27 protein-coding genes, 1 pseudogene and 1 riboswitch are annotated in these 26,570 nt (G+C 72.9%); of the genes and pseudogenes, 23 read left to right on the top strand and 5 right to left on the bottom strand.

The genetic code is table 11. From position 1 onward, the window contains the following. Positions 1 to 114 precede the first annotated feature (114 nt). Both ACFC1F_RS30475 and ACFC1F_RS30470 read left to right on the top strand, forming a co-directional pair. Positions 115 to 1,011, top strand: a complete 897-nt coding sequence (locus ACFC1F_RS30475) for an AAA family ATPase (protein WP_376163094.1) — start codon at positions 115 to 117, stop codon at positions 1,009 to 1,011. A 181-nt stretch (positions 1,012 to 1,192) separates the two neighbouring features. Continuing rightward, a complete protein-coding gene (locus ACFC1F_RS30470) occupies positions 1,193 to 2,002 on the top strand; it encodes an Fpg/Nei family DNA glycosylase (RefSeq protein ID WP_376163092.1) in 810 nt (269 codons plus the stop codon). 16 nt (positions 2,003 to 2,018) lie between these two features. Here the strand turns inward: ACFC1F_RS30470 and ACFC1F_RS30465 are convergent, their stop codons facing one another. Continuing rightward, a complete protein-coding gene (locus ACFC1F_RS30465) occupies positions 2,019 to 2,471 on the bottom strand; it encodes a DUF3995 domain-containing protein (RefSeq protein WP_376163091.1) in 453 nt (150 codons plus the stop codon). A 138-nt stretch (positions 2,472 to 2,609) separates the two neighbouring features. Here ACFC1F_RS30465 and ACFC1F_RS30460 point away from each other — a divergent pair, with 138 nt between their 5' ends. Both ACFC1F_RS30460 and ACFC1F_RS30455 read left to right on the top strand, forming a co-directional pair. Then, positions 2,610 to 3,128, top strand: coding sequence for an RNA polymerase sigma factor (locus tag ACFC1F_RS30460; protein WP_376163089.1), 519 nt, complete (start codon positions 2,610 to 2,612; stop codon positions 3,126 to 3,128). Next, positions 3,125 to 3,610: an SRPBCC family protein gene (locus ACFC1F_RS30455; RefSeq protein ID WP_376163087.1), complete on the top strand. Its 486-nt coding sequence runs from the start codon at positions 3,125 to 3,127 to the stop codon at positions 3,608 to 3,610. The genes ACFC1F_RS30460 and ACFC1F_RS30455 overlap by 4 nt, the downstream gene beginning before the upstream one ends. Positions 3,611 to 3,814: 204 nt before the next feature. On the opposite strand, the pseudogene ACFC1F_RS30450 reads toward ACFC1F_RS30455, so the two are convergent. Beyond that, positions 3,815 to 4,156 (bottom strand): annotated as a pseudogene (locus ACFC1F_RS30450) (ArsR/SmtB family transcription factor); the annotation flags it as partial. 81 nt (positions 4,157 to 4,237) lie between these two features. Then, a riboswitch (cobalamin riboswitch) is annotated at positions 4,238 to 4,429 on the top strand. 32 nt (positions 4,430 to 4,461) lie between these two features. Between ACFC1F_RS30450 and ACFC1F_RS30445 the strand changes: the two are divergent. Continuing rightward, positions 4,462 to 5,676, top strand: a complete 1,215-nt coding sequence (locus ACFC1F_RS30445; RefSeq protein ID WP_376163085.1) for a HoxN/HupN/NixA family nickel/cobalt transporter — start codon at positions 4,462 to 4,464, stop codon at positions 5,674 to 5,676. Positions 5,677 to 5,782: 106 nt separating this feature from the next. Here ACFC1F_RS30445 and ACFC1F_RS30440 read toward each other — a convergent pair whose 3' ends face one another. Together ACFC1F_RS30440 and rpmG are read right to left on the bottom strand one after the other, a co-directional pair. Beyond that, on the bottom strand, positions 5,783 to 6,034 hold the full coding sequence (locus ACFC1F_RS30440) for a type B 50S ribosomal protein L31 (RefSeq protein WP_376163083.1): 252 nt from the start codon (positions 6,032 to 6,034) through the stop codon (positions 5,783 to 5,785). A 45-nt stretch (positions 6,035 to 6,079) separates the two neighbouring features. Continuing rightward, on the bottom strand, positions 6,080 to 6,244 hold the full coding sequence (rpmG, locus tag ACFC1F_RS30435) for a 50S ribosomal protein L33 (protein ID WP_148647558.1): 165 nt from the start codon (positions 6,242 to 6,244) through the stop codon (positions 6,080 to 6,082). Between the two features lie 324 nt (positions 6,245 to 6,568). Here rpmG and ACFC1F_RS30430 point away from each other — a divergent pair, with 324 nt between their 5' ends. The 5 genes from ACFC1F_RS30430 (at position 6,569) to ACFC1F_RS30410 (ending at position 11,021) form a co-directional block, all read left to right on the top strand. Next, positions 6,569 to 7,675 carry a M24 family metallopeptidase gene (locus tag ACFC1F_RS30430; protein ID WP_376163081.1) on the top strand — a complete coding sequence of 369 codons (1,107 nt, stop codon included), beginning with the start codon at positions 6,569 to 6,571 and terminating at the stop codon, positions 7,673 to 7,675. An 85-nt stretch (positions 7,676 to 7,760) separates the two neighbouring features. Next, a complete protein-coding gene (gene efp / locus ACFC1F_RS30425) occupies positions 7,761 to 8,324 on the top strand; it encodes an elongation factor P (RefSeq protein ID WP_148647556.1) in 564 nt (187 codons plus the stop codon). A gap of 4 nt (positions 8,325 to 8,328) precedes the next feature. After that, positions 8,329 to 8,766 carry a transcription antitermination factor NusB gene (nusB, locus tag ACFC1F_RS30420; RefSeq protein WP_148647555.1) on the top strand — a complete coding sequence of 146 codons (438 nt, stop codon included), beginning with the start codon at positions 8,329 to 8,331 and terminating at the stop codon, positions 8,764 to 8,766. A 168-nt stretch (positions 8,767 to 8,934) separates the two neighbouring features. Further along, positions 8,935 to 9,777 carry a thioesterase family protein gene (locus ACFC1F_RS30415; RefSeq protein WP_376163078.1) on the top strand — a complete coding sequence of 281 codons (843 nt, stop codon included), beginning with the start codon at positions 8,935 to 8,937 and terminating at the stop codon, positions 9,775 to 9,777. A gap of 305 nt (positions 9,778 to 10,082) precedes the next feature. Beyond that, on the top strand, positions 10,083 to 11,021 hold the full coding sequence (locus tag ACFC1F_RS30410; protein ID WP_376163076.1) for a hypothetical protein: 939 nt from the start codon (positions 10,083 to 10,085) through the stop codon (positions 11,019 to 11,021). Between the two features lie 154 nt (positions 11,022 to 11,175). Here the strand turns inward: ACFC1F_RS30410 and ACFC1F_RS30405 are convergent, their stop codons facing one another. Beyond that, the gene (locus tag ACFC1F_RS30405; protein WP_031072501.1) at positions 11,176 to 11,679 is read right to left on the bottom strand and encodes a transcriptional regulator; all 504 of its coding nucleotides are present in this window, start codon (positions 11,677 to 11,679) and stop codon (positions 11,176 to 11,178) included. A gap of 329 nt (positions 11,680 to 12,008) precedes the next feature. On the opposite strand from ACFC1F_RS30405, the gene pyrR reads away from it, so the two are divergent. From pyrR to metK, 13 genes are all read left to right on the top strand, one after another. Next, positions 12,009 to 12,632, top strand: coding sequence for a bifunctional pyr operon transcriptional regulator/uracil phosphoribosyltransferase PyrR (gene pyrR, locus ACFC1F_RS30400; RefSeq protein ID WP_209410225.1), 624 nt, complete (start codon positions 12,009 to 12,011; stop codon positions 12,630 to 12,632). A 5-nt stretch (positions 12,633 to 12,637) separates the two neighbouring features. Then, on the top strand, positions 12,638 to 13,627 hold the full coding sequence (locus ACFC1F_RS30395; protein WP_148647551.1) for an aspartate carbamoyltransferase catalytic subunit: 990 nt from the start codon (positions 12,638 to 12,640) through the stop codon (positions 13,625 to 13,627). After that, positions 13,624 to 14,928 (top strand): dihydroorotase, encoded by a 1,305-nt coding sequence (locus tag ACFC1F_RS30390; RefSeq protein ID WP_148647550.1) that lies wholly within the window; start codon positions 13,624 to 13,626, stop codon positions 14,926 to 14,928. Before ACFC1F_RS30395 ends, ACFC1F_RS30390 begins: the two co-directional genes overlap by 4 nt. After that, positions 14,925 to 15,488, top strand: coding sequence for a hypothetical protein (locus tag ACFC1F_RS30385; protein ID WP_209410234.1), 564 nt, complete (start codon positions 14,925 to 14,927; stop codon positions 15,486 to 15,488). The genes ACFC1F_RS30390 and ACFC1F_RS30385 overlap by 4 nt, the downstream gene beginning before the upstream one ends. After that, complete coding sequence (gene carA / locus ACFC1F_RS30380; protein WP_376163073.1) at positions 15,485 to 16,657, top strand: glutamine-hydrolyzing carbamoyl-phosphate synthase small subunit; 1,173 nt, start codon at positions 15,485 to 15,487, stop codon at positions 16,655 to 16,657. Before ACFC1F_RS30385 ends, carA begins: the two co-directional genes overlap by 4 nt. Beyond that, a complete protein-coding gene (carB, locus tag ACFC1F_RS30375) occupies positions 16,650 to 19,961 on the top strand; it encodes a carbamoyl-phosphate synthase large subunit (protein ID WP_209410242.1) in 3,312 nt (1,103 codons plus the stop codon). The genes carA and carB overlap by 8 nt, the downstream gene beginning before the upstream one ends. 139 nt (positions 19,962 to 20,100) lie before the next feature. Next, positions 20,101 to 21,213, top strand: coding sequence for a quinone-dependent dihydroorotate dehydrogenase (locus ACFC1F_RS30370; RefSeq protein WP_376163071.1), 1,113 nt, complete (start codon positions 20,101 to 20,103; stop codon positions 21,211 to 21,213). A gap of 28 nt (positions 21,214 to 21,241) precedes the next feature. Further along, positions 21,242 to 22,075 carry an orotidine-5'-phosphate decarboxylase gene (pyrF, locus tag ACFC1F_RS30365; protein WP_209410244.1) on the top strand — a complete coding sequence of 278 codons (834 nt, stop codon included), beginning with the start codon at positions 21,242 to 21,244 and terminating at the stop codon, positions 22,073 to 22,075. A gap of 326 nt (positions 22,076 to 22,401) precedes the next feature. Next, positions 22,402 to 22,728, top strand: coding sequence for an integration host factor, actinobacterial type (mihF, locus tag ACFC1F_RS30360; protein WP_030056187.1), 327 nt, complete (start codon positions 22,402 to 22,404; stop codon positions 22,726 to 22,728). Positions 22,729 to 22,777: 49 nt separating this feature from the next. Next, complete coding sequence (gene gmk, locus ACFC1F_RS30355; protein ID WP_209410245.1) at positions 22,778 to 23,335, top strand: guanylate kinase; 558 nt, start codon at positions 22,778 to 22,780, stop codon at positions 23,333 to 23,335. Positions 23,336 to 23,372: 37 nt separating this feature from the next. Next, positions 23,373 to 23,639 carry a DNA-directed RNA polymerase subunit omega gene (gene rpoZ / locus ACFC1F_RS30350; RefSeq protein ID WP_030240625.1) on the top strand — a complete coding sequence of 89 codons (267 nt, stop codon included), beginning with the start codon at positions 23,373 to 23,375 and terminating at the stop codon, positions 23,637 to 23,639. A gap of 194 nt (positions 23,640 to 23,833) precedes the next feature. After that, positions 23,834 to 25,075: a bifunctional phosphopantothenoylcysteine decarboxylase/phosphopantothenate--cysteine ligase CoaBC gene (gene coaBC, locus ACFC1F_RS30345; protein WP_376163069.1), complete on the top strand. Its 1,242-nt coding sequence runs from the start codon at positions 23,834 to 23,836 to the stop codon at positions 25,073 to 25,075. Positions 25,076 to 25,225: 150 nt separating this feature from the next. Beyond that, on the top strand, positions 25,226 to 26,434 hold the full coding sequence (gene metK, locus ACFC1F_RS30340; RefSeq protein ID WP_209410247.1) for a methionine adenosyltransferase: 1,209 nt from the start codon (positions 25,226 to 25,228) through the stop codon (positions 26,432 to 26,434). Positions 26,435 to 26,570: the final 136 nt, after the last annotated feature.

Genomic DNA, 26,570 nt, shown 5'->3' with positions numbered 1-26,570 from the left:
GTCCCCCCACGTCCCGTCGCTCCGCCGGCCCCGCCGTACCCCGGCACCGCGACCTCCGCGCCACCGCCACCCCCGCCGTCGGCGGGCGGGGCGCCGCAGGGCCCGCCGGGCTCCGTGCAGGCCACGCCGGGCGTTCCGCAGCCCGCGCCGGTGGCGCCGCTGCCGGTTCCGCCCGCGCCGCAGGCCGCCGCCGGGCCCCCGTACGGCGGTCGGCCGACCGTCCCGCCTGCCGGTCCCGTGCCTGCCGGTCCCGCGCCGGTGGCGCCGGGTGCACCCGTGCCGCCGCCCGCTCCGATGGCGCCCGCACCCGCACCGGCGGCCCCGACGGCACCCGCCCGGGCCGCCGCTCCCGCGCCGGTGTCCGCACCCGTGCCCGCCGGGGCCACCGGGCACTTCCTGCTGCCCTCCGGCGCACCCGTCCAGCTCCCCTCGCACCCGCAGCCGCACGCGCCGGCCGGGCCGCTCGCCGTGCTGCTGATCGGCCCGGCCGGCGCCGGCAAGACCACCGTCGCCCGGCACTGGGCCGAGCGCCGCCCCACGCCGACCGCGCACATCAGCCTGGACGACGTCCGCGAGTGGGTGCAGTCCGGCTTCGCCAACCCGCAGTCCGGCTGGAACAACGCGTCCGAGGCGCAGTACCGGCTGGCCCGCCGCACCTGCGGTTTCGCCTGCCGCAACTACCTCGCGAACGGCATCTCCTGCATCATCGACGACGCCGTCTTCCCGGACCGCCCGGCGATCGGGCTCGGCGGCTGGAAGCGTCACATCGGGCCCGGCATGATCCCGGTCGTGCTGCTGCCCAGCCTGGACTCGGTGCTCAGCCGCAACGCCCGGCGCAGCGGCAACCGGCGGCTCAGTGACGAGGAGGTGGCCCGGATCCACGGGCGGATGGCCGGCTGGTACAACTCGGGCCTGCCGATCATCGACAACTCGCACCTGGACGTCGCCGCGACCGCCGCCGAGCTGGACCGGGTGATCCTGGCGCGGCTGATGGGCATCCCGGTCCGCTGACCTGCCGCCCCGGGCCGTCGCCTTCGGCCCTCGTACGCGGCCGTCGTACCCGGCCCTCGTTCCCGCCTTCGTTCCCGCCCTCGTCCGGGGCCTTCGTACGGGGCCTTCGTGCGGCCGGGCTGTCGGTGCCGGCTGCGATGATGGACGCGTCCTGTCGAACCACCCGGGGGAGCCGACGCCCGTGCCGGAAGGCCACATCATCCACCGCCTCGCCGCCGACAGCGCCCGGGTCTTCGGGGGCCGCCCCGTCCGCGCCACCAGCCCGCAGGGCCGGTTCGCCGAGAGCGCCGGGCTGGTCGACGGCCGGCTGCTGACCGGGGCCGAGGCCACCGGCAAGCACCTCTTCCTCGGCTTCGAGGGCGACGCGTGGGTGCACGTCCACCTCGGCCTCTACGGCGGCTTCACCTTCGGCGAGGGGCCGGCGCCCGAGCCGGTCGGCCTGGTCCGGCTGCGGCTGGAGAACGACGACGCCTACGCCGACCTGCGCGGCCCCAACACCTGTGCGCTGATCACCGACGCGGAGAAGGCCGCCGTCGCCGCCCGGCTGGGCCCGGACCCGCTGCGCGCCGACGCGGACCCGGAGCCCGCCTGGCGGCGGATATCCGGCAGCCGGACGACGGTCGCCGCGCTGCTGATGGACCAGAAGGTGCTGGCCGGCGTGGGCAACGTCTACCGCGCCGAGGTGCTGTTCCGGCACGGCATCAACCCGCACCGGGCCGGGCGCGACCTCACCCGCGCCGAATGGGACGCGATCTGGGCCGACCTCGTCGCGCTGATGCACGAGGGCGTCGGCGCGGGCCGGATCGACACCGTCCGCCCGGAGCACACCCCCGAGGCGATGGGCCGTCCGCCCCGGGTGGACGACCACGGCGGAGAGGTCTACGTCTACCGCAGGGCCGCGATGCCCTGCCTGGTCTGCGGGACGGACGTCCGGACGGAGCAGCACGCCTCCCGCAACCTCTTCTGGTGCCCGGCCTGCCAGCAGGCCTGAGGCCCGTGACGCCCGGTCAGCCGTCGGCCCGGTCCCGCGCCACCGACCAGGCGGCGGCCGCGCCGGCCAGGCAGAGCGGCGTGTAGAGGGCCAGGTTGAGCGGGTAGAAGACGGACCCGGTGTCGGCCCCGATCCCGGTGGCCCAGACCAGCCCGGCCAGCCCGCGGGCGAGCATCCCGCCGGCCACCGCACGGGGCCCCCAGCGCAGCGCCACCGCGGGCAACCGGCGGGCCAGCCCGTCCAGCACCCCGCCCCGGGCGAGCACCAGCGCCGCCCCGGAGAACAGCGCCGCGGCGAGCGGCAGCACCACGGGCGGGGTGAACGGCACGTCGGCGTTGAGCACCGCCCGGGAGAGCGACGCGGAGTCGGCCGCGGGCCAGGTGCTGCCGGTGGCCCAGTAGACGTGCAGCAGGCCGTCGGCGGCGAGGACGGTGGCGACGGCGAGGGCGGCGGTACGGCGACGGTTCACGGTGGTCCCCCAGGGGATGCGACGGTGTGGCACCCCCAGGAGCGGCCCGGCCCGCCGGACGTTCCCGTGGCGAGCGTCACACCGGAAAGCCCCGGGAGCGAGGGAACGTCCGGGCCGTCCGCCGCCTCTGTTGCGGATGTGGATGGTCCCGACACCCGAACCGCGAGCGATGTCACCGCCCTGGTCCGCGCCGCCCAGCGCGGCGACCAGCTGGCCGTGAGCGAACTGCTGGAGCTGGTCACGCCCTACGTCCGCCGGCTCTGCGGCCCGATCGCCCTGGACGACGGCCCCGACGCCACCCAGGAGGCGCTGATCGCCGTCTTCCGCAAGCTCGGCCAGCTCCAGGACCCGGCCGCGCTGTTCGGCTGGGTCCGCTCGATCGCCGTCCGGGAGGCGGTCCGGCACGTGCGGCGGGTCGCCCGCTGCGTCCCGGCCGACCTCTCCGAGCTGCCCCGCCCCGGCGACCCGCAGCTGGCCACCGACATCGAGGACGTCCTCGCCCGGCTCAGCCCCGAACACCGCGCCGTCCTGGTGCTGCGCGACCTGGAGGGCCTGGACGAGCGGTCCACCGCCGACCTGCTGGGCGTGGCGGCCGGCACCGTGAAGTCCCGGCTCTCCCGGGCCCGACTCAGCTTCCGAAGGGCGTGGCAGCAGTGAGCACGCAGATCCCCTGGCCGGTGGCGGCCTTCGATCCGGTGCGCCGGCTGCACGTCGTCGCCGCCGTCACCCCCGGAGCCAGCGTCCGCGAGACGGTGATCGACGCGCCGTTCGACCGGGTCTGGGCCGCCGCGGCCGACCTGGAGGACGGGCTGCCGCGCTGGCTGCCGGACCTGCGTTCGGTCCGCCTCACCGCGGGCCCGGCCGACGGCCGCGCCGAGGCCCTGGTGGTGGGCCACAGCCGCCTGCGGGCCCGCTTCGACGTCGAGCTGACGCCGGGCTGGTGCCTGATGCGCAGCCGCTTCCTGCTCGGCGGCATGGCCGCCCGCCCCGAGCCCGGGGGCACCCGGTTCGCCTTCCTCGGCGCCTTCCGCCTCCCCGCCGCCGGCCTGGTGGCCGGCGCCCTGCGGCCCGCGACGGACCCGCTGGCCCGGCGCTCGCTGCGCCGCTTCGAACGGCTGGTGCGGGAGGGGGCGGGCTGACCCGGGCCGCCGGGCGGCCGCCGGCACGACGCGCTCCGGGTGGAGCGGGTGGGACGGCGCACGGAGTCCGCACCCGGCCGGGGCGGGTGCGGTGCGACCGCGCCGGGCGTTGGGTCAGCCGGCCGCGACGGCGGGCTCGTGGTCGGTGGTGCCCGTGGTGGCCGGGGAGGTGTCGGGCGCGGGCTCGTGGTGCTCGGCGGCGGCGCACTCGTCCAGCAGGGGGCGCATGGCGTCGTCCACGAGCCGGTAGCGCACCACACGACCGTCCTTGTCGCCGGTGACCACTCCGGCCGTGCGGAGCAGCCGCAGCGCCTGGGAGACGGCGGGATCGCGCATGCCGGTGGCCACCGCGAGGTCGGTCACGGCGAGCGGACCGGCACGGTGCAGGGCGAGCAGCAGGGAGAGCCGCCCGGGATCGGCGAGCAGCGAGAACCGCTCGGCCCAGGACCGGACGTGTCCGGTGTCGCCGATGGCGGCGATGGCCTCGCAGACCCGGTGCCCGTCGATGGTGCGCTGGCCCGCACGGTCGGCCGGTACGAGATGCATGCGGACATTCTTGCAGCCCCGGCCTGTGATCCTGGACACCTGCGCAGGTGCGCAGCCTTGCAAGGGTGATGCGCGGCCCCCTACGGTGTAGCCCGCCGTGGTGTTCGGGAAGACCGGTGACGGACCCTCAAGGTCCAAGTCCGGAGCGGCCCTCGCCACTGTGATCGGGGGAGTCGTCCGTACCCACGACGCCACTGGGCGCATCGCGCGCCTGGGAAGGCGGGTACGGAAGCCCCGTCAGCCAGGAGACCGGCCACGGCATCTCACGAACGTCATTCCACGAGGTGCTGGAGCGTGATCCGCAGATGACCCTGCCCGAAACCGCCGCTGCTCCGGCGGCGCCGTCCGTCCTGCCCACCTTCCGGTGGAGACGAGAGGACACCATCCGTACGGCCGGGCTGGTCGGGGTGATCCTGGCCATGCACGTGGTGGCGTTCGGGACGCTGATCTTCCTCGTCGCGCCCGAGAAGTACGAGGTCGGTACCCAGGTCTTCGGGGTGGGTCTGGGCATCACCGCCTACACCCTCGGCATGCGGCACGCCTTCGACGCCGACCACATCGCGGTGATCGACAACACCACCCGCAAGCTGATGGCGGACGGCAAGCGGCCGGTCTCGGTGGGCTTCTGGTTCGCCCTCGGGCACTCCTCGATGGTCGTCCTCATGGCCACGCTGGTGGCGGGCGGCGCGCAGCTGGCCAACACCCTGATGGACGACGAGTCGACCACCCACAAGTGGCTCGGCATGATCGGCACCTCCGCCTCCGGCGCCTTCCTCTACCTGATCGGCGCGCTCAACCTGGCCGCCCTGTTCGGCATCCTGAAGGTGTTCCGGAAGATGCGGGCCGGGCACTTCGACGAGGCGGAGCTGGAGGAGCACCTCAACTCGCGCGGCTTCCTGGCCCGGGTGCTGAACCGGGCGACCCGCTCGATCACCCGGCCCGGCCAGATGTTCCCGGTCGGCATGGTGCTCGGCCTCGGCTTCGACACCGCGACCGAGGTCACCCTGATGGTGATGGCCGGCTCCGGTGCGGCCTCCGGCCTGCCCTGGTACGCCATCGCCTGCCTGCCGCTGCTGTTCGCCGCCGGGATGAGCCTGTTCGACACGCTGGACGGGACGTTCATGAACTTCGCGTACCAGTGGGCGTTCTCCAACCCGGTACGCAAGGTGTACTACAACCTGACCATCACCGGGCTGTCGATCGCGGTCGCGTTCATCATCGGCACCATCGAGCTGGTCGGCGTCCTGCACGAGAAGCTGGACCTGACCGACCCGGTCAGCGGCTGGATCGCGGACATCTCGCTGGACAACGTCGGCTACGCGATCGTCGCGCTGTTCGTGGTGGTCTGGGCGGCGGCGATCGCCTACTGGCGGCTCGCGGGGGTCGAGCAGCGGTGGAGCCCGAGCGCGAAGGCGGCGGTGCCGGGGGCGGCGACGGCCGTTTCGGAGAGCGGCGCTTCGCCGACCGGCGCGGCGCAGTCCGTCACCCCGGAGGGCGCCACCCCGGGGCCGGCGAAGTAGCGGTGGTCCCCGCCCCGCCGCGCTGAGCGGCCCGCGGACGTGAAGCGGCGCCCGCCCGGCCCCCGTGAGGGCCGGACGGGCGCCGCTTCGGCGTTCGCGCGCGGGCTCAGCCGCGCCGCTCGCCGTACCGCCGGTGGAAGCGCTCGACACGGCCGGCGGTGTCCGTCGCGCGGGACCGGCCGGTGTGGAAGGGGTGGCTCGCCGAGGAGACCTCGACGTCGACCACCGGGTAGGTGGTGCCGTCCTCCCACTCGACCGTCCCGTCGCCGGTCAGCGTCGAGCGGGTCGGGAACGCCAGCCCGCCGGCCTTGTCGCGGAAGACGACCGGGCGGTAGGCGGGGTGGATGCCGGGCTTCATGAGGGCCTCCTTCGGGGGCGGGACGGGGGAGAGGAGCGGGCCGGTTCAGCGCTCTTCGCGGAAGTCGGCGTGCTGCCGCGCGACCGGGTCGTACTTGCGCAGCACCAGCCGGTCCGGGTCGTTGCGGCGGTTCTTGCGGGTCACGTACGTGAAGCCCGTCCCGGCCGTGGACCTGAGCCGGACGACGGGGCGCTGTTCGCTGCGGGCCATGGGAATCCTCCTGGGGTGGGAGGCACGGTCGCGGCCGGCTCTTTCGGGGGCCGGTCGAGGCCGTACGCGGGAATGGATGTCGTTTTCGTCTGCTCCAACGCAAGCCCCGCCCCGCCCATTCCCGGGCCGCCGGAGCGCCGTGACCCGGTCGGGCCCGTGTGCCACCGCCGCACGGGAAGTCGGCCCGTCCGACTTCCCGTGCGGGGGCCTGGAGCAGGGGGCGGCCGTGCCGGGGGAGGGTCCGGCCGCCCGGCCCGGGGCGACACGTGCCCGGGTGGGGGCGCTCGGCGGGCGGATCGGAGTGGGGCTCCGTAGGCTCGACGCATGTCTGATGCGTACGCGGGCCGGCGGGAGCGCCTGAGGGAGCACTGCAGTGCGTCCGGGGTCGATGCGGCGCTGATCACCCGGACGGCGAACGTGCGGTACCTGACCGGGTGCCCGCCGTGCGGGGCGACCTTGCTGCTGACCCGGGAGCGGGTGCTGCTGGCGCTGCCGGACGACCTTCCGCCGGACGACACCGGGGAGCACCTGATCACGGAGGACGTGACCCAGGTGCCGGTGGCGGCGGGGGCGGACACCGCTCTGGCGGCCGCCGCCGCGGCGGCGCGGCTGAGGGTGTCGGACCTCGCGGTGGAGGAGCACGACCTGACCGTCAGCCGGCACCGGGCGGTGGCGGGCCTGGCCGAGGGGGTCCGGCTCGCGGACCTGGGGCAGGCGGTCGAGCGGCTGCGGGTGGTCAAGGACGAGCACGAGATCGCCGACCTGCGGATCGCGGCCGAGATCGCCGACCAGGCGCTCGGCGAGCTGCTGGAGTCGATCCTGGTGGGCCGCACCGAGCGGCACCTGGCGATGGAGCTGGAGCGCCGGATGATCGACCACGGTGCGGACCGGGCGGCCTTCCCGGTCTCGGTCGGCACCGGCAGCCACTCCGGCCAGCAGGCCCACCAGCCGACCGACCGGCGGGTGGAGGAGGGCGACTTCCTCACCGTGGTGCTCGGCGCGCAGTACCGGGGGTACGGCGTCTCCACCGCCCGGACCTTCGTGATCGGGGCCGCCCCCGCGCCCTGGCAGGTCGAGCTGCACCGGCTGGTCTTCCGGGCGCAGCGGGCCGGGCGCGAGGCGCTCGGGCCGGGGGTCGAGCAGTACGTACCCGACCAGGCCGCGCGGGAGATCCTCCAGGCGGCCGGGCACACCGAGAGCTCGCCGCACCCGGTCGGTCACGGGATCGGGCTGGAGATCCGGGAGGCGCCGCGCCTCGGTCCGTCGGACATGGGTAAACTGGACAGCCGCGTACCGGTCACCGTCGGTCCGGGGGTTCACCTCCCGGGCAAGGGCGGCGTCCGGATCGAGGACACGCTCGTCGTACGCCCCCTCGAAGAGGGCGGGCCCGAGCTGCTCACCATCACCACCAAGGAGCTCCTCGCCCTGTAGGCCCGCGGCTGCCCGGGAGGCTGCCGCAGCCGGCAGGACGCACCCCTTGGTTCCTTGACAGCTATATCCAGGAGTAAGTGCGCCCGTGGCTTCCACGAACGATCTCAAGAACGGCATGGTCCTCAAGCTGGAGGGCGGCAAGCTCTGGTCCGTCGTCGAGTTCCAGCACGTCAAGCCCGGCAAGGGCCCGGCCTTCGTGCGGACCAAGCTCAAGGAGGTCCTGACGGGCAAGGTCGTCGACAAGACCTTCAACGCCGGCACCAAGGTCGAGACCGCCAACGTCGACAAGCGCGGCATGCAGTTCTCGTACAAGGACGGCGAGAACTTCGTGTTCATGGACACGGACACCTACGACCAGACCACGGTCGAGCCCGCCGTCGTCGGCGACGCCGCCAAGTACCTGCTGGAGGGCTTCGAGGCCCTGGTCGCCATGTACGAGGGCGCCCCGCTGTACATCGAGCTCCCGGCCTCGGTCGAGCTGACCATCTCCCACACCGAGCCGGGTGTGCAGGGCGACCGCTCCACCGGTGGCTCCAAGCCGGCCACCCTGGAGACCGGCGCCGAGATCGCCGTCCCGCTGTTCATCGTGACCGGCGAGAAGATCAAGGTCGACACCCGCGACGGCAGCTACCTCGGCCGGGTGAAGTAAGTCCGTGTCGGCCGCACGCAGCAAGGCCCGTACGCGGGCCTTCCAGATCCTCTTCGAGGCCGACCACCGCAACGTCGACCCGCTGACCGTCCTCGCGGACTGGGTGGCCCGTGCCCGGGAGCCCAAGCCGGACGAGGGCACCCCGCAGGTCGGCGAGTACACGATGGAGCTGGTCGAGGGTTATGTCCAGCACGCCCGCCGGATCGACGACCTGATCTCGGAGTACGCGGTGGGCTGGACGCTCGACCGGATGCCGATCGTGGACCGCAACGTCCTGCGGCTCGGCGCGTACGAGCTGATCTGGGAGGACGGCGTCCCGGACGCGGTCGTCCTGGACGAGGCCGTCGAGATCGCCAAGGAGTTCTCCACGGACGACTCCCCGGCCTTCGTGAACGGCCTGCTCGCCCGCTTCCTGGAGTTGAAGCCGAGCATCCGCCGGTAGCAGCACCCGACGTACGGCCGTCGGACCCCGAAAAGGGGTCCGGCGGCCGTCGTGCGTTTCGCCCCGGTGGCCTATGGTGGGGACCTACTCGCCAGTAACCTGGTGCGCCCGCGGCCCCGCCCGCCGGCGACCCCCAGCGATCCCCCAGCGAAGGGCAGGCCACCCCCCATGACCACGGCGATCCGCAGTGAGTTCGACCAGGGCATCGCCCTCACCCGCCACCCGGACGAGCCCGGCCGCTACGACGGCGAGCTGGGCGCCGGCTGGCAGATCGGCGGCGGCGTCAACGGCGGGCTGCTGCTCGCCATGGCCGGCCACGCGCTCTCCCTGGAGCACGCCGCGCAGGGCCGGGACGGCCACGTCGACCCGGTCTCGATCAGCGGCTACTACCTCTCCGCCTCCACCCCCGGCCCGGCCACCGTCCGCACCGAGGTGCTCCGCTCCGGCCGCTCGCTCTCCACCGGCACCGCCTCGCTCAGCCAGGACGGCGTCGAGCGGCTCCGGGTGGTCGCCAGCCACGGTGACCTCGCCGCCGACGACGGCGAGGTGCGCACCGCCGCCCGGCCGCCGCAGCTGCCGCCGCCGGACCAGTGCATCGGCGTCGAGCACGCCCCCAAGGAGCTGATCGCGCAGGCCGCCCTGCTGGAGCGGTTCGACCTGCGGCTCGACCCGGCCACCATCGGCTGGGCGCTCGGGCAGCCCTCGGGCAACGGGCGGATCCAGGGCTGGTTCCGGCTCGCCGACGGCCGCCGGCCCGACCCGCTGATGCTCCTGCTGGTGGCCGACGCGCTGCCGCCGGCCACCTTCGACCTCGGCCTGCCCGGCTGGGCGCCCACCATCGAGCTGACCGTCCACCTGCGGGCCCGGCCGGTGCCCGGCTGGCTGCGCGTCACCCACGCCACCCGCAACGTGGCGGGCGGCTACTTCGAGGAGGACGCCGAGGTCTGGGACGAGTCCGGCCGCCTGGTCGCGCAGTCCCGTCAGCTGGCCCGGGTGCCGCGCCCGGTGTGACGACCGCGCCCGGTGTGACGACCACGCCCGGGGCGAGGCCGGTGCCCGGTGTGACGGCCGCCGCCGGGGCGGTGGCCGGACCGGGAGCGGCCGGGGCGCCCGTCTCACGTTCGGTTACATTCCTGTGACACGCCGTACGTGTGCGACGCGCGGGGCTGGGGAGGACAACGGTCAGCGGCACTGCCGCCGCTGACCGCCCCGTCCGTCCGCCCTGCAGGAGCCCCACCGATGAGCCACCGCCGCGAGCGATCAATGAACAGGTGCGCGTGGGCGGATGCCCCTGCCGGGCGAAGCGGGGTGGGCGCATGAGCCGCAACGGCCGTGCCCGCCGCACCCCCGACTGCACCGCCGCGGGCCAGCGCCCCCGCGCGAGGTCACGGCACGAGCGGGCCGGGCGGCGCCCGGCCGGCGGTGACCAGGCCTTCGTCATCGGCGTCCTGACCAGTGCGGCCGACTTCGAGCGGGCCCGCGCCTGGCGCCTGTCCGACGCCCCCGACTACGCGTCCTACCTGCGGGACACCGCCGAGCTGCTGACCGAGGCCCGGCGCGGCTTCGACACCGTCCGGGCCCGGATGTTCCACCCGCAGGACTTCGAGGAGTTCTGCCTGCTGAACGGCCTCGATCCGGCCGAGCCGGCCGCCCGCGACCGCTACCTGGTCAACCCGCCGCTCCAGACCCAGCTCCTCGCCTACCAGGGCGAGGAGCTGGCCGGCGACTTCGTGCCGCGGCTGGTCCGGGCCAGGGAGAACGGGCTGACGCTGCGCCACGCCGACCTGTTGCTGGACGGCGGGCTGTACGAGGCCGGTGACGGGGCCGTGCGGGAGGCCTACCAGCGCGGCGCCGAGGTGTTCCGCCGGATGCTGGTCGGCGCCGGTGCCGGGGTGTACGAGCTGCGGCTCGCGGTGGACGCGCCCGGCGGGCGGCTGACGGCGGCGGCCCGGGTGCTGCAGTGGGAGGACGGCGTCGTCCGGATCAACGACGAGGACCTGGAGCTGGTCTGCGCGGTGCTCTGTGCCGGGCTGGTCCGGGAGCTGCCCGGGCTGGCGGTGCTGCACGGTGCGCAGGGTGCGGCGGCGTCCGCCGGGGCGGCCGGGGAGCCCCGTGGCGGGGCCGCCGGGCAGTGCTTCCGGCAGGCGGCGTGGGCCTGGGCCTGCGACGGACGGGACTGGGCCCCGGTCGGGGGAGAGGTGCGGCTGGACGGGGTGGCGGCGGTGCCGGGCCACCCGTTGGGCACGGTCCACTGAGCCGGGGCGGCCCGGCCCCGGCTCGGCGGACGGCCGTGCGCCGCGGAAGCGCGACGGCGCGGGCCCCCGGTCAGGGGCGCCGCGCCGTGACGTTTCTGCTGGGCCCCGCCCGTTTCCGCAGGTCAGGGCGAGGCTCGGCAGGTGTGGCGAGCGGTCAGCTCGCCTCCTCCTCGCGCACCGCACGGCGCGCGTCGGGGTTCAGCACGCCCCAGGAGATCAGCTGCTCGGTGAGGATCGACGGCGACTGGTCGTAGATCACGGCCAGGGTGCGCAGGTCGTCCTGGCGGATCGAGAGCACCTTGCCGTTGTAGTCGCCGCGCTGGCTCTGGATGGTGGCCGCGTAGCGCTGCAGCGGGCCGGCCTTCTCGGACGGGACCTGGGTGAGTCTCTCCAGGTCGAGCACCAGGCGCGGCGGCGGCTCGGCCGCACCGCCCGGCGTACCGCCGGGCAGCAGCTCCTGCACCGGCACGCCGTAGAACTCGGCCAGCTCGGCCAGCCGCTGCACGGTGACCGCACGGTCGCCGCGCTCGTACGAGCCGACGACGACTGCCTTCCAGCGCCCCTGGGACTTCTCCTCGACACCGTGCAGGGAGAGCCCCTGCTGAGTGCGGATCGCTCGGAGCTTGCCTCCGAGTTGTTTCGCGTAGTCGCTGGACATTGATCTCCCCGGACGAGATTGCTTCGCGTTCAGTGGTGGGTCACGGGCGATTGCCGACGTCGTTACCGGTGGGTTCGACGCCCGTCTCGTAACTCACTGTGAGGTTACGTAGAGTGAGGTAGTTGCGTCAAGCCGAATGGGGCAGTCGTGCGAATGGCCCGCATCGGTGGCGCGTCCGTGGCGTTAACCCGGAGAAGCGGAATGATGGAGGTCCGTTTGCCGGTGAGCGCGCTGGTAGGATGGCCGGAGCCCGCGCCGCGTCGGCGGGGGTCATCCCAGACATCCTTTAAGGCCCGTCCCGTGAGGCGGGGAAGGAGGTCCGCTTCGGCATGACCGCACACCAGGAAACCACGCCGCGACCGCCGCACCAGGTGCTGGACGGCACGGACATCGCCCGGGTGATCACCCGGATAGCGCACGAGATCGTCGAGCGCGCCAAGGGCGCGGAGGACGTCGTGCTGCTCGGCATCCACACCAGGGGCGTCCACCTGGCCCGCCGCCTGCACGCCAGGCTGGCCCAGATCACCGGCCGCGACATCCCGCTCGGCACCCTGGACATCACCATGTACCGGGACGACCTGCGGCTCAAGCCCGCCCGCGCGCTGGAGCACACCGAGATCCCGGGCGACGGCATCGACGGCCGGCTGGTGATCCTCGTCGACGACGTGCTCTTCTCCGGCCGCACCATCCGCGCCGCCCTCGACGCGCTCAGCGACATCGGCCGCCCGCGGGCCGTCCAGCTCGCCGTCCTGGTCGACCGCGGCCACCGCGAGCTGCCGATCCGCGCCGACTACGTGGGCAAGAACCTCCCCACCTCGCTGCGCGAGGCCGTGCAGGTCCGCCTCGCCGACACCGACGGCGTGGACGCCGTCCTGGTCGGCGACCGCGACTACGCGGCCCGATCGTCGCAGGCCCTGGCCTCCCGGCCGTCCGAACCGCACCTCCCGGAGTAACCCGCGTGAAGCGCCACCTCGTCTCCGCCGCCGACCTCACCCGCGACGACGCGCTGCTGATCCTGGACACCGCCGAGGAGCTGGCCCAGCTCTCCGGACGGGCCGTCAAGAAGCTGCCCACGCTCCGTGGCCGGACCGTCGTCAACCTCTTCTTCGAGGACTCCACCCGGACCAAAACCTCCTTCGAGGTCGCCGAGAAGCGGCTCTCCGCCGACGTCATCAACTTCTCCGCCAAGGGTTCCTCGGTCTCCAAGGGCGAGAGCCTCAAGGACACCGCGCTCACCCTGCAGGCCATGGGCGCCGACGCGGTCGTCATCCGGCACCACGCCTCCGGCGCGCCGGCCCGGCTCGCCCAGTCCGACTGGCTGCACGGCAGCGTCATCAACGCCGGTGACGGCACCCACGAGCACCCCACCCAGGCGCTGCTCGACGCCTTCACCATGCGCCGCCACCTCAACGCGGGTGCCGGCCGTGACCTCGCCGGCCGCCGGGTGACCATCGTCGGCGACATCCTGCACAGCCGGGTCGCCCGCTCCAACGTCCACCTGCTCACCACCCTCGGCGCCCAGGTCACCTTCGTGGCCCCGCCGACGCTGCTGCCGATCGGCATCGAGAACTGGCCCTGCGAGGTCAGCTACGACCTGGAGAGCGTGCTCCCCAAGACGGACGCGCTGATGATGCTCCGGGTGCAGCGCGAGCGGATGAACGCCGCCTTCTTCCCGACCGAGCGCGAGTACAGCCGCCGCTACGGCCTGGACGGCGCCCGGATGGCCCAGCTGCCCGAGCACGCCATCGTGATGCACCCCGGCCCGATGGTCCGCGGCATGGAGATCACCGCCGACGTCGCCGACTCGCCGCGCTGCACCGTGGTCGAGCAGGTCGCCAACGGCGTCTCCGTCCGGATGGCCGTCCTCTACCTGCTGCTCGGCGGCGCCGTCTTCGCCGACGGCTCCGCCGACCCCGCCCGCACCGACTCCGTGGAGACCGCTCAGTGACCACCTACCTGATCCGCAACGCCCAGCTCCTCGGTGGCGCCCCGCAGGACCTCCACCTCGCCGACGGCGTCGTCAAGGAGATCGGCACCGGCCTCACCGTCGAGGCCGACATCGAGATCGACGCCACCGGTCTGATCGCCCTGCCCGGGCTGGTCGACCTGCACACCCACCTGCGCGAGCCCGGCCGCGAGGACGCCGAGACGGTGCTCACCGGCACCCAGGCCGCCGCCATGGGCGGCTTCACCGCCGTCCACGCGATGGCCAACACCTTCCCGGTGGCCGACACCGCCGGCGTGGTCGAGCAGGTCTGGCGCCTCGGCCAGGAGTCCGGCTACTGCGACGTGCAGCCGGTCGGCGCCGTCACCGTCGGCCTGGAGGGCAAGAAGCTCGCCGAGCTCGGCGCGATGCACGAGTCCGCGGCCGGCGTGCGGGTCTTCTCCGACGACGGCAAGTGCGTGGACGACGCGGTGATCATGCGCCGCGCGCTGGAGTACGTGAAGGCCTTCGACGGGGTCGTCGCCCAGCACGCCCAGGAGCCGCGGCTCACCGAGGGCGCCCAGATGAACGAGGGCCAGGTCTCCGGCGAGCTCGGGCTCGGCGGCTGGCCGGCCGTCGCCGAGGAGGCGATCATCGCCCGCGACGTGCTGCTCGCCGCGCACGTCGGCTCCCGCCTGCACGTCTGCCACGTCTCCACGGCCGGCTCGGTCGAGATCATCCGCTGGGCCAAGGCCAAGGGCTGGAACGTCACCGCCGAGGTCACCCCGCACCACCTGCTGCTGACCGACGAGCTGGTCCGCTCCTACGACCCGGTGTACAAGGTGAACCCGCCGCTGCGCACCGCCGAGGACGTCCAGGCGCTGCGCAAGGCGCTCGCCGACGGCACCATCGACGCCGTCGCCACCGACCACGCGCCGCACCCGGCCGAGGACAAGGACTGCGAGTGGGCCGTCGCCGCGATGGGCATGGTCGGCCTGGAGACCGCGCTCTCGGTCGTCCAGCAGACCATGGTCGACACCGGCCTGCTGAACTGGGAGGGCGTCGCCGACCGGATGTCGCACCGCCCGGCCCGGATCGGCCGTCTGAGCGGCCACGGACGGCCGATCTCGGTGGGTGAGCCGGCGAACCTGGTGCTGTTCGATCCCGCGTACCGTGGTGCCGTGAACCCCGACAGCTTCGCCACGCGCTCCCGCAACACCCCCTACCGGGGCCTCGACCTGCCCGGCCGGGTGCACGCCACCTTCCTGCGCGGCACCGCGACCGTGCTGGCCGGCGAGCTGGCCGAGCAGGGCGGGCTGGTATGACCCCGGTGCTGCTCGCGCAGGAGCAGGCCAGGGTCACCAACTGGCCCGGGTACATCGGCTGGGCCGTCGGCCTGCTGATCGTGATCGGCCTGGTCTACTGGCTGATGCGCCAGGGCTGGAACTGGCGGCGCACCCTCCAGTCCGGCATCCCGGCGCTGCCCGCCGTGCCGGAGCGGGCCGGCCGGACCATCCTGGAGACCAGCGGCCGGTACCACGGCACCACCACCGCCGGGAACTGGCTGGACCGGGTCGTGGCGCACGGCCTGGGCACCCGCAGCCGCGCCGACCTGACCCTCGGTGAGAACGGCCTGCTGGTACGGCGCCCCGGCGACGTCGACCTCTGGATCCCCGCCGAGCACCTCACCGGTGCCCGGACGGACTCCGGGATCGCCGGAAAGGTCGTCCCGTCCGGACTGCTCGTCGTCACCTGGACGCACGAGGGGACCGCCCTGGACTCGGGTTTCCGGGCCGACCACCCCGACGAGCACGCCGCCTGGGTCGAGGCGGTCGCTCAACTCGCAACACGTACGAAGACGAAGACGGAAGAGGCCGCTCCATGACCGCACCTGCCCCCACCACGCAGCGCCAAGGACGGGAGCGTGCGCCGTTGAGCCGCCCCGCCGCCGTGCTCGTCCTGGAGGACGGCCGGATCTTCCGCGGCCAGGCCTACGGCGCGACCGGCGAGACCTTCGGCGAGGCGGTCTTCAACACCGGCATGTCCGGCTACCAGGAGACCCTGACCGACCCGTCGTACCACCGCCAGGTGGTCGTGATGACCGCCCCGCAGATCGGCAACACCGGCTGGAACGACGAGGACGACGAGTCCAAGCAGATCTGGGTCGCCGGCTACGTCGTCCGCGACCCCGCCCGGGTCGCGTCCAACTGGCGCTCGCGGCGCTCGCTGGACGACGAGCTCGTCCGCCAGGGCGTCGTCGGCATCAGCGGCATCGACACCCGGGCGCTCACCCGCCACCTGCGCGAGCGCGGCGCCATGCGCTGCGGCATCTTCTCCGGCCCGACGCTGGCGGACGACGCCGCGCTGCTCGCCAAGGTGCAGCAGTCGCCCGAGATGAAGGGCGCCGACCTCTGCGCCGAGGTCGCCACCACCGAGACGTACGTGGTGCCCGCGGTCGGCGAGAAGCGGTTCACCGTCGCCGCGCTGGACCTCGGCATCAAGGCGATGACCCCGCAGCGGATGGCCGAGCGCGGCATCGAGGTGCACGTGCTGCCGGCCAACGCCACCCTGGAGGAGGTCTACGCGGTCAACCCGGACGGCGTCTTCTTCTCCAACGGCCCGGGCGACCCGGCCACCGCCGACCACCAGGTCGCCCTCGCGCAGGGCGTGCTGGAGCGCAAGACCCCGTTCTTCGGGATCTGCTTCGGCAACCAGATCCTCGGCCGCGCGCTGGGCTTCGGCACCTACAAGCTCAAGTACGGTCACCGCGGCATCAACCAGCCGGTGCAGGACCGCACCACCGGCAAGGTCGAGGTCACCGCGCACAACCACGGCTTCGCCGTGAACGCACCGCTGGACAAGGTCAGCGACACGCCCTACGGCCGCGTCGAGGTCTCCCACGTCTGCCTGAACGACGACGTGGTCGAGGGCCTCCAGGCGCTGGACGTGCCCGCCTTCAGCGTGCAGTACCACCCCGAAGCGGCGGCCGGCCCGCACGACGCGGCCTACCTCTTCGACCGTTTCGTGAGCCTTATGGAGGGCCAGCGTGCCTAAGCGCACCGACATCAAGTCCGTCCTGGTCATCGGCTCCGGCCCGATCGTGATCGGCCAGGCCGCGGAGTTCGACTACTCCGGCACCCAGGCCTGCCGGGTCCTCAAGGCCGAGGGCCTGCGGGTCGTCCTGGTCAACTCCAACCCGGCCACGATCATGACCGACCCGGAGATCGCCGACGCCACCTACGTCGAGCCGATCACCCCGGAGTTCGTCGAGAAGATCATCGCCAAGGAGCGCCCCGACGCCCTCCTGCCGACCCTCGGCGGGCAGACCGCGCTCAACACCGCGATCTCGCTGGACGCCAACGGCGTGCTCGCCAAGTACAACGTCGAGCTGATCGGCGCCAAGGTCGAGTCGATCCACAAGGGCGAGGACCGCGAGCTCTTCAAGGGCGTCGTCGAGGCGGTCAACGCCAAGATCGGCCACGGCGAGTCCGCCCGCTCCGTCATCTGCCACACCATGGACGAGGTGCTGGCCGGCGTCGACACCCTCGGCGGCTACCCGGTCGTGGTCCGCCCCTCCTTCACCATGGGCGGCGCCGGCTCCGGCTTCGCCCACAACGAGGAGGACCTGCGCCGCATCGCCGGCCAGGGCCTGACCCTCTCGCCGACCACCGAGGTGCTCCTGGAGGAGTCCATCCTCGGCTGGAAGGAGTACGAGCTGGAGCTGATGCGCGACAAGAACGACAACGTCGTGGTCGTCTGCTCCATCGAGAACTTCGACCCGATGGGCGTGCACACCGGTGACTCGATCACCGTCGCCCCGGCGATGACGCTCACCGACCGCGAGTACCAGATCCTGCGCGACGTCGGCATCGCCGTCATCCGCGAGGTCGGCGTCGACACCGGCGGCTGCAACATCCAGTTCGCGGTCAACCCCGAGGACGGCCGGGTCATCGTCATCGAGATGAACCCGCGCGTGTCCCGCTCCTCCGCGCTGGCCTCCAAGGCGACCGGCTTCCCGATCGCCAAGATCGCCGCCAAGCTGGCCGTCGGCTACACCCTCGACGAGATCCCCAACGACATCACCGAGCAGACGCCGGCGTCGTTCGAGCCGACCCTCGACTACGTCGTGGTCAAGGTGCCGCGGTTCGCGTTCGAGAAGTTCCCGAGCGCCGACGCCACGCTGACCACCACCATGAAGTCGGTCGGCGAGGCCATGGCCATGGGCCGCAACTTCCCCGAGGCGCTGAACAAGGCGCTCCGCTCGCTGGAGAAGAAGGGCTCCCAGTTCACCTGGACCGGCCCGGTCGGGGACAGGGCCGCGCTGCTGGAGAAGGCCGTCGTGCCCACCGACGGCCGGATCAACACCGTCATGCAGGCCATCCGCGCCGGCGCCACCCCGGAGGAGGTGTTCGACGCCACCAAGATCGACCCGTGGTTCGTCGACCAGCTCTTCCTGCTGGACGAGATCGCCGCCGAGCTGGCCGAGGCCGCCGAGCTCACCCCCGAGCTGCTGCGCCACGCCAAGCGGCACGGCTTCTCCGACCAGCAGATCGGCGAGATCCGCGGCCTGCGCCCCGACGTCGTCCGCGAGGTCCGGCACGCGCTCGGCATCCGCCCGGTGTTCAAGACCGTCGACACCTGCGCCGCCGAGTTCGCCGCCAAGACCCCGTACTTCTACTCGTCCTACGACGAGGAGAACGAGGTCGCCCCGCGCACCAAGCCCGCCGTGATCATCCTCGGCTCCGGCCCGAACCGCATCGGCCAGGGCATCGAGTTCGACTACTCCTGCGTGCACGCCTCCTTCGCGCTGGCCGACGCCGGGTACGAGACCGTGATGGTCAACTGCAACCCGGAGACCGTCTCCACCGACTACGACACCTCCGACCGGCTCTACTTCGAGCCGCTCACCCTGGAGGACGTGCTGGAGATCGTCCACGCCGAGCAGCAGGCCGGACCGCTCGCGGGCGTCATCGTCCAGCTCGGCGGCCAGACCCCGCTCGGCCTGGCCCAGGCGCTGAAGGACAACGGCGTGCCGATCGTCGGCACCCAGCCCGAGGCGATCGACCTCGCCGAGGAGCGCGGCGCATTCGGCCGCGTGCTGCGCGACGCCGGCCTGCCCGCCCCCAAGCACGGCACCGCCTTCTCCTTCGAGGAGGCCAAGGCGATCGCCGACGAGATCGGCTACCCCGTCCTGGCCCGCCCGTCCTACGTGCTCGGCGGCCGCGGCATGGAGATCGTCTACGACGAGGCCTCCCTCGCCTCCTACCTGGAGCGGCACGCCGGCCTCATCTCCGAGCACCCGGTGCTGATCGACCGCTTCCTCGACGACGCGGTGGAGATCGACGTCGACGCGCTCTACGACGGCACCGAGCTCTACCTCGGCGGCGTCATGGAGCACATCGAGGAGGCCGGGATCCACTCCGGCGACTCCGCGTGCGCGCTGCCCCCGATCACCCTCGGCGGCTACGACATCAAGCGGCTGCGCGCCTCCACCGAGGCGATCGCCCGCGGCGTCGGCGTCCGCGGCCTGATCAACATCCAGTTCGCCCTCTCCGGCGACATCCTGTACGTGCTGGAGGCCAACCCGCGCGCCTCCCGCACCGTGCCGTTCACCTCCAAGGCGACCGCCGTGCCGCTGGCCAAGGCCGCCGCCCGGATCTCGCTCGGCGCCACCATCGCCGAGCTGCGCGCCGAGGGCCTGCTCCCGGCCGAGGGCGACGGCGGCACGCTGCCCGCCGACTGCCCGATCTCCGTCAAGGAGGCCGTGATGCCGTGGAGCCGCTTCCGCGACGTGCACGGCCGCGGCGTGGACACCGTCCTCGGCCCGGAGATGCGCTCCACCGGCGAGGTCATGGGCATCGACAAGGTCTTCGGCACGGCCTACGCCAAGGCCCAGTCCGGTGCCTACGGCGCGCTGCCGACCCGGGGCAAGGTCTTCGTCTCGGTCGCCAACCGGGACAAGCGCAACCTGGTCTTCCCGGCCCGCGCGCTGGTCGGCCTCGGCTTCGAGGTGCTCGCCACCGCCGGCACCGCCGAGGTGCTCCAGCGCGGCGGCATCCCGTCCACGCTGGTGCGCAAGCACAGCGAGGGCGAGGGTCCGAACGGCGAGCGGACCATCGTCCAGCTGATCCACGACGGCGAGGTCGACCTCATCATCAACACGCCGTACGGCACCGGCGGCCGCCTCGACGGCTACGAGATCCGCACCGCCGCCGTCGCCCGCGCCGTGCCCTGCCTCACCACCGTCCAGGCCATGGGCGCCGCCGTCCAGGGCATCGACGCGCTGCTGCGCGACGAGGTCGGGGTGATGTCGCTCCAGGAGCACGCCGAGCTGATCAACGCCGGCCGCAGCAAGTAGCACCACCGCAGTGGGGGGCACCGAACCGCCGGGTGCCCCCCACTGCCATGCCCACCCTCCCCGGCCTCCGGCCGGGGAGACCCCCAGGCCCGCCACCGCCCTGCCGACGGGCTGCGCCCGCCCCCGATGGAGCCCTGCTTTGTACAAGCTGCTGTTCGACCTCGTGTTCAAGAAGATGGACCCGGAGAAGGCCCACCACCTCGCCTTCTTCTGGATCCGGCTGGCGTCCTCGGTGCCCGGGCTGCGCACCCTGGTCCGGCTGGTGCTCGCCCCGCAGGACCGGGCGCTGCGCACCACCGCCCTCGGCCTCGACCTGCCCGGCCCGTTCGGCCTGGCGGCCGGCTTCGACAAGAACGGCGTCGGCATCGACGGCCTGTCGATGATCGGCTTCGACTACGTCGAGATCGGCACCATCACCGGCGAGCCGCAGCCCGGCAACCCGGCCCCGCGCCTGTTCCGCCTGATCGAGGACCGCGCGCTGGTCAACCGGATGGGCTTCAACAACCAGGGCTCGGCCCGGGTCGCCGCCCGCCTCGCCCGGCGCCCGCACACCACCTCCACCCCGGTGGTCGGCATCAACATCGGCAAGACCAAGGTGGTCGAGGAGGCCGACGCGATCGGCGACTACGTCAAGTCCACCGAGCGGCTCGCCAAGTACGCCGACTACCTGGTGGTCAACGTCAGCTCCCCGAACACCCCCGGGCTGCGCAACCTCCAGGCCGTCTCGCACCTCGGCCCGCTGCTCGCCGCCGTCCGCGAGGCCGCCGACCGCTCCACCGCGCACCACGTGCCGCTGCTGGTCAAGATCGCCCCCGACCTGGCCGACGAGGACGTCGACGCGGTCGCCGACCTCGCCCTGGAGCTGGGCCTGGACGGCATCATCGCCACCAACACCACCATCGGCCGCGAGGGCCTGCGCACCCCCGCCGCCCGGGTGGAGGAGATCGGCATGGGCGGCCTCTCCGGCGCCCCGCTCAAGGAGCGCGCGCTGGAGGTGCTCCAGCGCCTGCGCGCCCGTACCGGGGGCCGGCTGACGCTGGTCTCGGTCGGCGGCATCGAGACCGCCGAGGACGCCTGGCAGCGCATCGTCCACGGCGCCGACCTGGTCCAGGGCTACAGCGCCTTCATCTACCAGGGCCCCTTCTGGTGCCGTGCCATCCACAAGGGCCTCTCCGCCCGCGTCCGGGCCGGCGGCTTCCGCAACCTGGCCGCCGCCGTCGGCAGCGCCGTGCCCGCGCGCAAGGCCTCCTGAACCCCCTCACGCTCCTCGGAAGGACGACATGACCCTCGCCCCCTTCGGCGCCCGCCTGCGCCAGGCCCTCGACACCCGCGGCCAGCTCTGCGTCGGCATCGACCCGCACGCCTCCCTGCTCGCCGCCTGGGGGCTGGAGGACTCCGTCGCGGGCCTGGAGACCTTCAGCCGGACCGTCGTCGAGGCGCTGGCCGGCCGGGTGGCCGTGCTCAAGCCGCAGGCCGCCTTCTTCGAGCGCTTCGGCTCCAGGGGCGTCGCGGTGCTGGAGAAGTCCGTCGAGGAGGCCCGCGCGGCCGGCGCGCTGGTCCTGATGGACGCCAAGCGCGGCGACATCGGCTCCACCATGGCCGCGTACGCCGAGGCCTTCCTCTCCCCGGGCAGCCCGCTCTTCTCGGACGCCGTCACCGTCAGCCCCTACCTGGGCTTCGGCTCGCTGCGCCCGGCGCTCGACCTGGCCGCGGCCAACGGCGCGGGCGTCTTCGCGTTGGCGCTCACCTCCAACCCGGAGGGCGCCGAGGTGCAGCGCGCGGTCGGCGCGGACGGCGAGCAGGTGGCCGCCGCGGTGCTGCGCCAGCTGGCCGCCGAGAACGCCGGGGCCGAGCCGCTGGGCTCCTTCGGCGCGGTGGTCGGCGCGACCCTGGCCGACGCGGGCGTGGACCTCGCGATCAACGGCCCGCTGCTCGCCCCCGGGATCGGCGCCCAGGGCGCGACCATGGCGGACCTTCCGCGCGTGTTCGGCGCCTCGGCGCGCAACGTGGTGCCGAGCGTCAGCCGGGACGTGCTGAAGCACGGCCCGTCGCTGCCGGCCCTGCGGGACGCGGCGGACCGCTTCGTCCAGGAGTTCGCGGACGCGGTGAAGTGACCCGATAACCCTGCGCAGCGGCGCGACGGGGCGCCGTGGCGTCCCACGGCCCGACGTGAGCGCCGTCACATCGGCGCTGCCAAAGTCCGCAATCGCGGTCATTTTGCCCGGGAAAGTCCTGGTCGGCCTTGGCTGACCAGGACTTTTCGTGTTCTTTTCCTGACGTGGCGCCGCAATCCGGGTAGTGTCCGGCGATAGGTCATCGAAGAGCGGCGATTCCCGTTGCTCTCGCAGGTCAGAGCCGTGAGGTTCCCCTGTGGCCGGTGTCCTGGGAACCAAACCAGTCATAGCTCAATCCCTTCCTTCCACACCCTGAGGTGAACGGCGTGGCTCTTCCGCCCCTTACCCCTGAACAGCGCACCGCCGCGCTCGCCAAGGCCGCCGAGGCTCGCCGGGAGCGCGCCGAGGTCAAGAACCGGCTCAAGCACTCCGGCGCCTCCCTGCACGAGGTGATCAAGGCCGGCAAGGCCGACAACGACGTGATCGGCAAGATGAAGGTCTCCGCCCTGCTGGAGTCCCTCCCGGGCGTGGGCAAGGTCCGCGCCAAGCAGATCATGGAGCGCCTCGGCATCAGTGAGAGCCGTCGCGTCCGCGGCCTCGGTACGAACCAGATCGCCTCCCTGGAGCGGGAGTTCGGCGGCGGTGCCGCCTGACCGTGCCCCCGTGGTCCCGGGATCGTCCGCGATCCGGGATAATCGGTGCATGAGTGAGCGTCCGCGGCTGACCGTGCTCTCCGGCCCTTCGGGGGTCGGCAAGAGCACGGTCGTCGCTCATATGAGGAAGCAGTTCCCCGAGGTCTGGCTCTCGGTGTCGGCGACGACCCGCCACCCGAGGCCGGGCGAGCAGAACGGGGTCCAGTACCACTTCGTCGACAACGACGAGTTCGACAAGCTGATCGCCAACGGCGAGCTGCTGGAGTGGGCCGTCTTCGCCGGCAACCGCTACGGCACCCCGCGGTCGGCGGTGCTGGAGAAGCTGGAGCGCGGCGAGCCCGTCCTGCTGGAGATCGACCTGCAGGGCGCCCGTCAGGTGCGCGAGTCGATGCCCGAGGCGCAGCTGGTGTTCCTGGCTCCGCCGAGCTGGGACGAGCTGGTCCGCCGGCTCACCGGCCGGGGCACCGAGCCGCAGGACGTGATCGAGAAGCGGCTGGAGGCAGCCAAGGTCGAGCTGGCCGCCGAGACGGAGTTCGACACGACCCTTGTCAACACCTCCGTCGAGCAGGTGGCGTCCGAACTGCTAGCCTTGCTCGGTGTAGCCTGACCTGTCTGTCTTTTCCACCCTTTCGGAAGGTTTTCGCGTGTCCTCTTCCATGACCGCGCCCGAGGGCATCATCAACCCGCCGATCGACGAGCTGCTTGAGGCCACCGACTCCAAGTACAGCCTCGTGATCTACGCCGCCAAGCGCGCGCGCCAGATCAACGCGTACTACTCGCAGCTCGGTGAGGGCCTGCTGGAGTACGTCGGCCCCCTGGTCGACACCCACGTGCACGAGAAGCCGCTGTCGATCGCGCTGCGCGAGATCAACGCGGGCATGCTGACCGCCGAGGCGATCGAGGCTGCCTGACCCGGCTGCAACAGCTCTTCGAAGGGCCCGGCGGAATCGCTTCCGCCGGGCCCTTCGGCGTGCCCGGGGCGCCGCGGGCGGGGTGCCGTGAGCCGCTGCGGGACTCTGCGCGGCGCTGTGGGGTCCACCACGGTGCGGGCGGTTACTGAGGGGTCGTAGGGTGAGCACGTCCCAGACCTGGAGGAAAGCCGAACATGAGCGCGAGCGCGAGCACGGACCGGACCGACGCCCCCCGGGTGGTCCTCGGCGTCAGCGGCGGGATCGCCGCGTACAAGGCGTGCGAGCTGCTGCGGCGGTTCACCGAGTCCGGTCACCAGGTCACCGTGGTGCCCACCGAGGCCGCGCTGCACTTCGTCGGCGAGGCCACCTGGGCCGCGCTCTCCGGCCGCCCGGCCGCCACCGAGACCTGGGACCGCGTCCACGAGGTGCCGCACGTGCGGATCGGGCAGAACGCCGACCTGGTCGTGGTCGCCCCCGCCACCGCGGACCTGATGGCCAAGGCCGCCCACGGGCTCGCCGACGACCTGCTCACCAACACCCTGCTCACCGCCCGGTGCCCGGTCGTGCTGGCGCCGGCGATGCACACCGAGATGTGGGAGCACCCGGCCACCCGGGAGAACGTCGCCACGCTGCGCCGCCGGGGCGTGATCGTGCTGGAGCCCGCGGTCGGGCGGCTGACCGGGAAGGACACCGGCAAGGGCCGGCTGCCCGAGCCGTCCGCGATCTTCGACGCCTGCCGGGCCGTGCTCCGGCACGGCGGGGTCCGGACGGACCTGGCCGGGCGGCACGTGGTGGTCTCGGCCGGCGGCACCCGCGAGCCGCTCGACCCGGTGCGCTTCCTCGGCAACCGCTCCTCCGGCAAGCAGGGCTACGCGCTGGCCGTGACCGCCGCCGCGCGCGGCGCCCGGGTGACCCTGCTCTCGGCCAACGCCGAGCTGCCGGACCCGGCCGGCGTCGATGTGGTGCACGTCTCGACCGCACTGGAACTGCGGGACGCCGCGCTCGCTGCGGCCGGGGATGCGGACGCGGTGGTGATGGCCGCCGCGGTCGCCGACTTCCGCCCCGCCGAATACGCCACCGGCAAGATCAAGAAGGTCGAGGGGAAGGAACCGGCCCCCGTCGCACTCGTGCGGAACCCGGACATCCTGGCCGAGATCTCCGCCCATCGCCCCCGTTCGGGCCAACTGGTCGTGGGTTTTGCGGCGGAGACCGACGACGTGCTCGCCAACGGCCGCGCCAAGCTCGCCCGCAAGGGCTGTGACCTGCTGGTCGTCAACGAGGTCGGCAACGGGAAGGCCTTCGGCCAGGACGTCAACGAGGCCGTTGTCCTGGGCTCGGACGGCAGTGAGACGGCGGTGCCGGTGGGCCCCAAGGAGGCCCTTGCCGACGTGGTCTGGGACTTGGTCGCGAAGCGGCTGGAAATGATCGCGGAATGATCCTTACCGGTGATCGTCCGGTCTCCAATTTCGGAATGGAGTGACGCTTGCCGGTAGCTGACCGTTACACTCCAGGAATCAAGTCTTTCCGGATGTCCCCGGTTCGCCGGGGGCCTTCAGTCAGCAGCCGCTGCAACCCCAGGGAGCGCTGTGTCTCGCCGCCTGTTCACCTCGGAGTCCGTGACCGAGGGACACCCCGACAAGATCGCTGACCAGATCAGCGACACCATCCTCGACGCCCTTCTGCGGGAGGACCCGACTTCCCGGGTCGCCGTGGAGACGCTGATCACCACCGGCCAGGTGCACGTGGCCGGCGAGGTGACCACCAAGGCGTACGCCCCGATCGCCCAGCTCGTCCGGGACCGGATCCTGGAGATCGGCTACGACAGCTCGAAGAAGGGCTTCGACGGCGCCTCCTGTGGCGTGTCGGTGTCCATCGGTGCCCAGTCGCCCGACATCGCACAGGGTGTCGACACGGCGTACGAGGCCCGGGTCGAGGGTGACGAGGACGACCTGGACAAGCAGGGCGCCGGTGACCAGGGCCTGATGTTCGGCTACGCCTCGGACGAGACGCCGGAGCTGATGCCGCTGCCGATCACCCTGGCGCACCGCCTCTCGAAGCGGCTGTCCGAGGTGCGCAAGAACGGGACGATCCCGTACCTGCGCCCGGACGGCAAGACCCAGGTCACCATCGAGTACGACGGCGACAAGGCCGTCCGCCTGGACACCGTGGTCGTCTCCTCGCAGCACGCGAGCGACATCGACCTGGACTCGCTGCTCACCCCGGACATCCGCGAGTTCGTCGTGGAGCCGGAGCTGAAGGCGCTGGCCGAGCAGGGCATCAAGCTGGTGACCGAGGGCTACCGCCTGCTGGTCAACCCGACCGGCCGCTTCGAGATCGGCGGCCCGATGGGCGACGCCGGCCTCACCGGCCGCAAGATCATCATCGACACCTACGGCGGCATGGCCCGCCACGGTGGCGGCGCCTTCTCGGGCAAGGACCCGTCCAAGGTGGACCGCTCGGCCGCGTACGCGATGCGCTGGGTGGCGAAGAACATCGTCGCCGCCGGCCTCGCCCGCCGCGCCGAGGTGCAGGTCGCGTACGCGATCGGCAAGGCCGAGCCGGTCGGTCTCTTCGTGGAGACCTTCGGCACCGAGACCGTGCCGGTGCTGTCGATCCAGAAGGCCGTCACCGAGGTGTTCGACCTCCGCCCGGCGGCGATCATCCGTGACCTGGACCTGCTGCGGCCGATCTACGCCCAGACCGCCGCCTACGGCCACTTCGGCCGCGAGCTGCCGGACTTCACCTGGGAGCGGACCGACCGGGTCGAGCAGCTGAAGAAGGCTGTGCAGGACTGATCCGTGCAAGGCCGGTCGTCCGACCGGCCGAGCGCAGGCGGCGGCCCCCCCCGGGTCCCGGGGGGCCGCCCCCGGGGGCGGTGGGGGGTGGGTTTTGTGGTTGTGTAGGGGGGGCCGGGGTGTAAAGGGATCGATG

The organism is Kitasatospora sp. NPDC056181 (assembly GCF_042266225.1).
Lineage (GTDB): Bacteria > Actinomycetota > Actinomycetes > Streptomycetales > Streptomycetaceae > Kitasatospora.
This window is presented reverse-complemented; position numbering and strand designations above follow the sequence as displayed.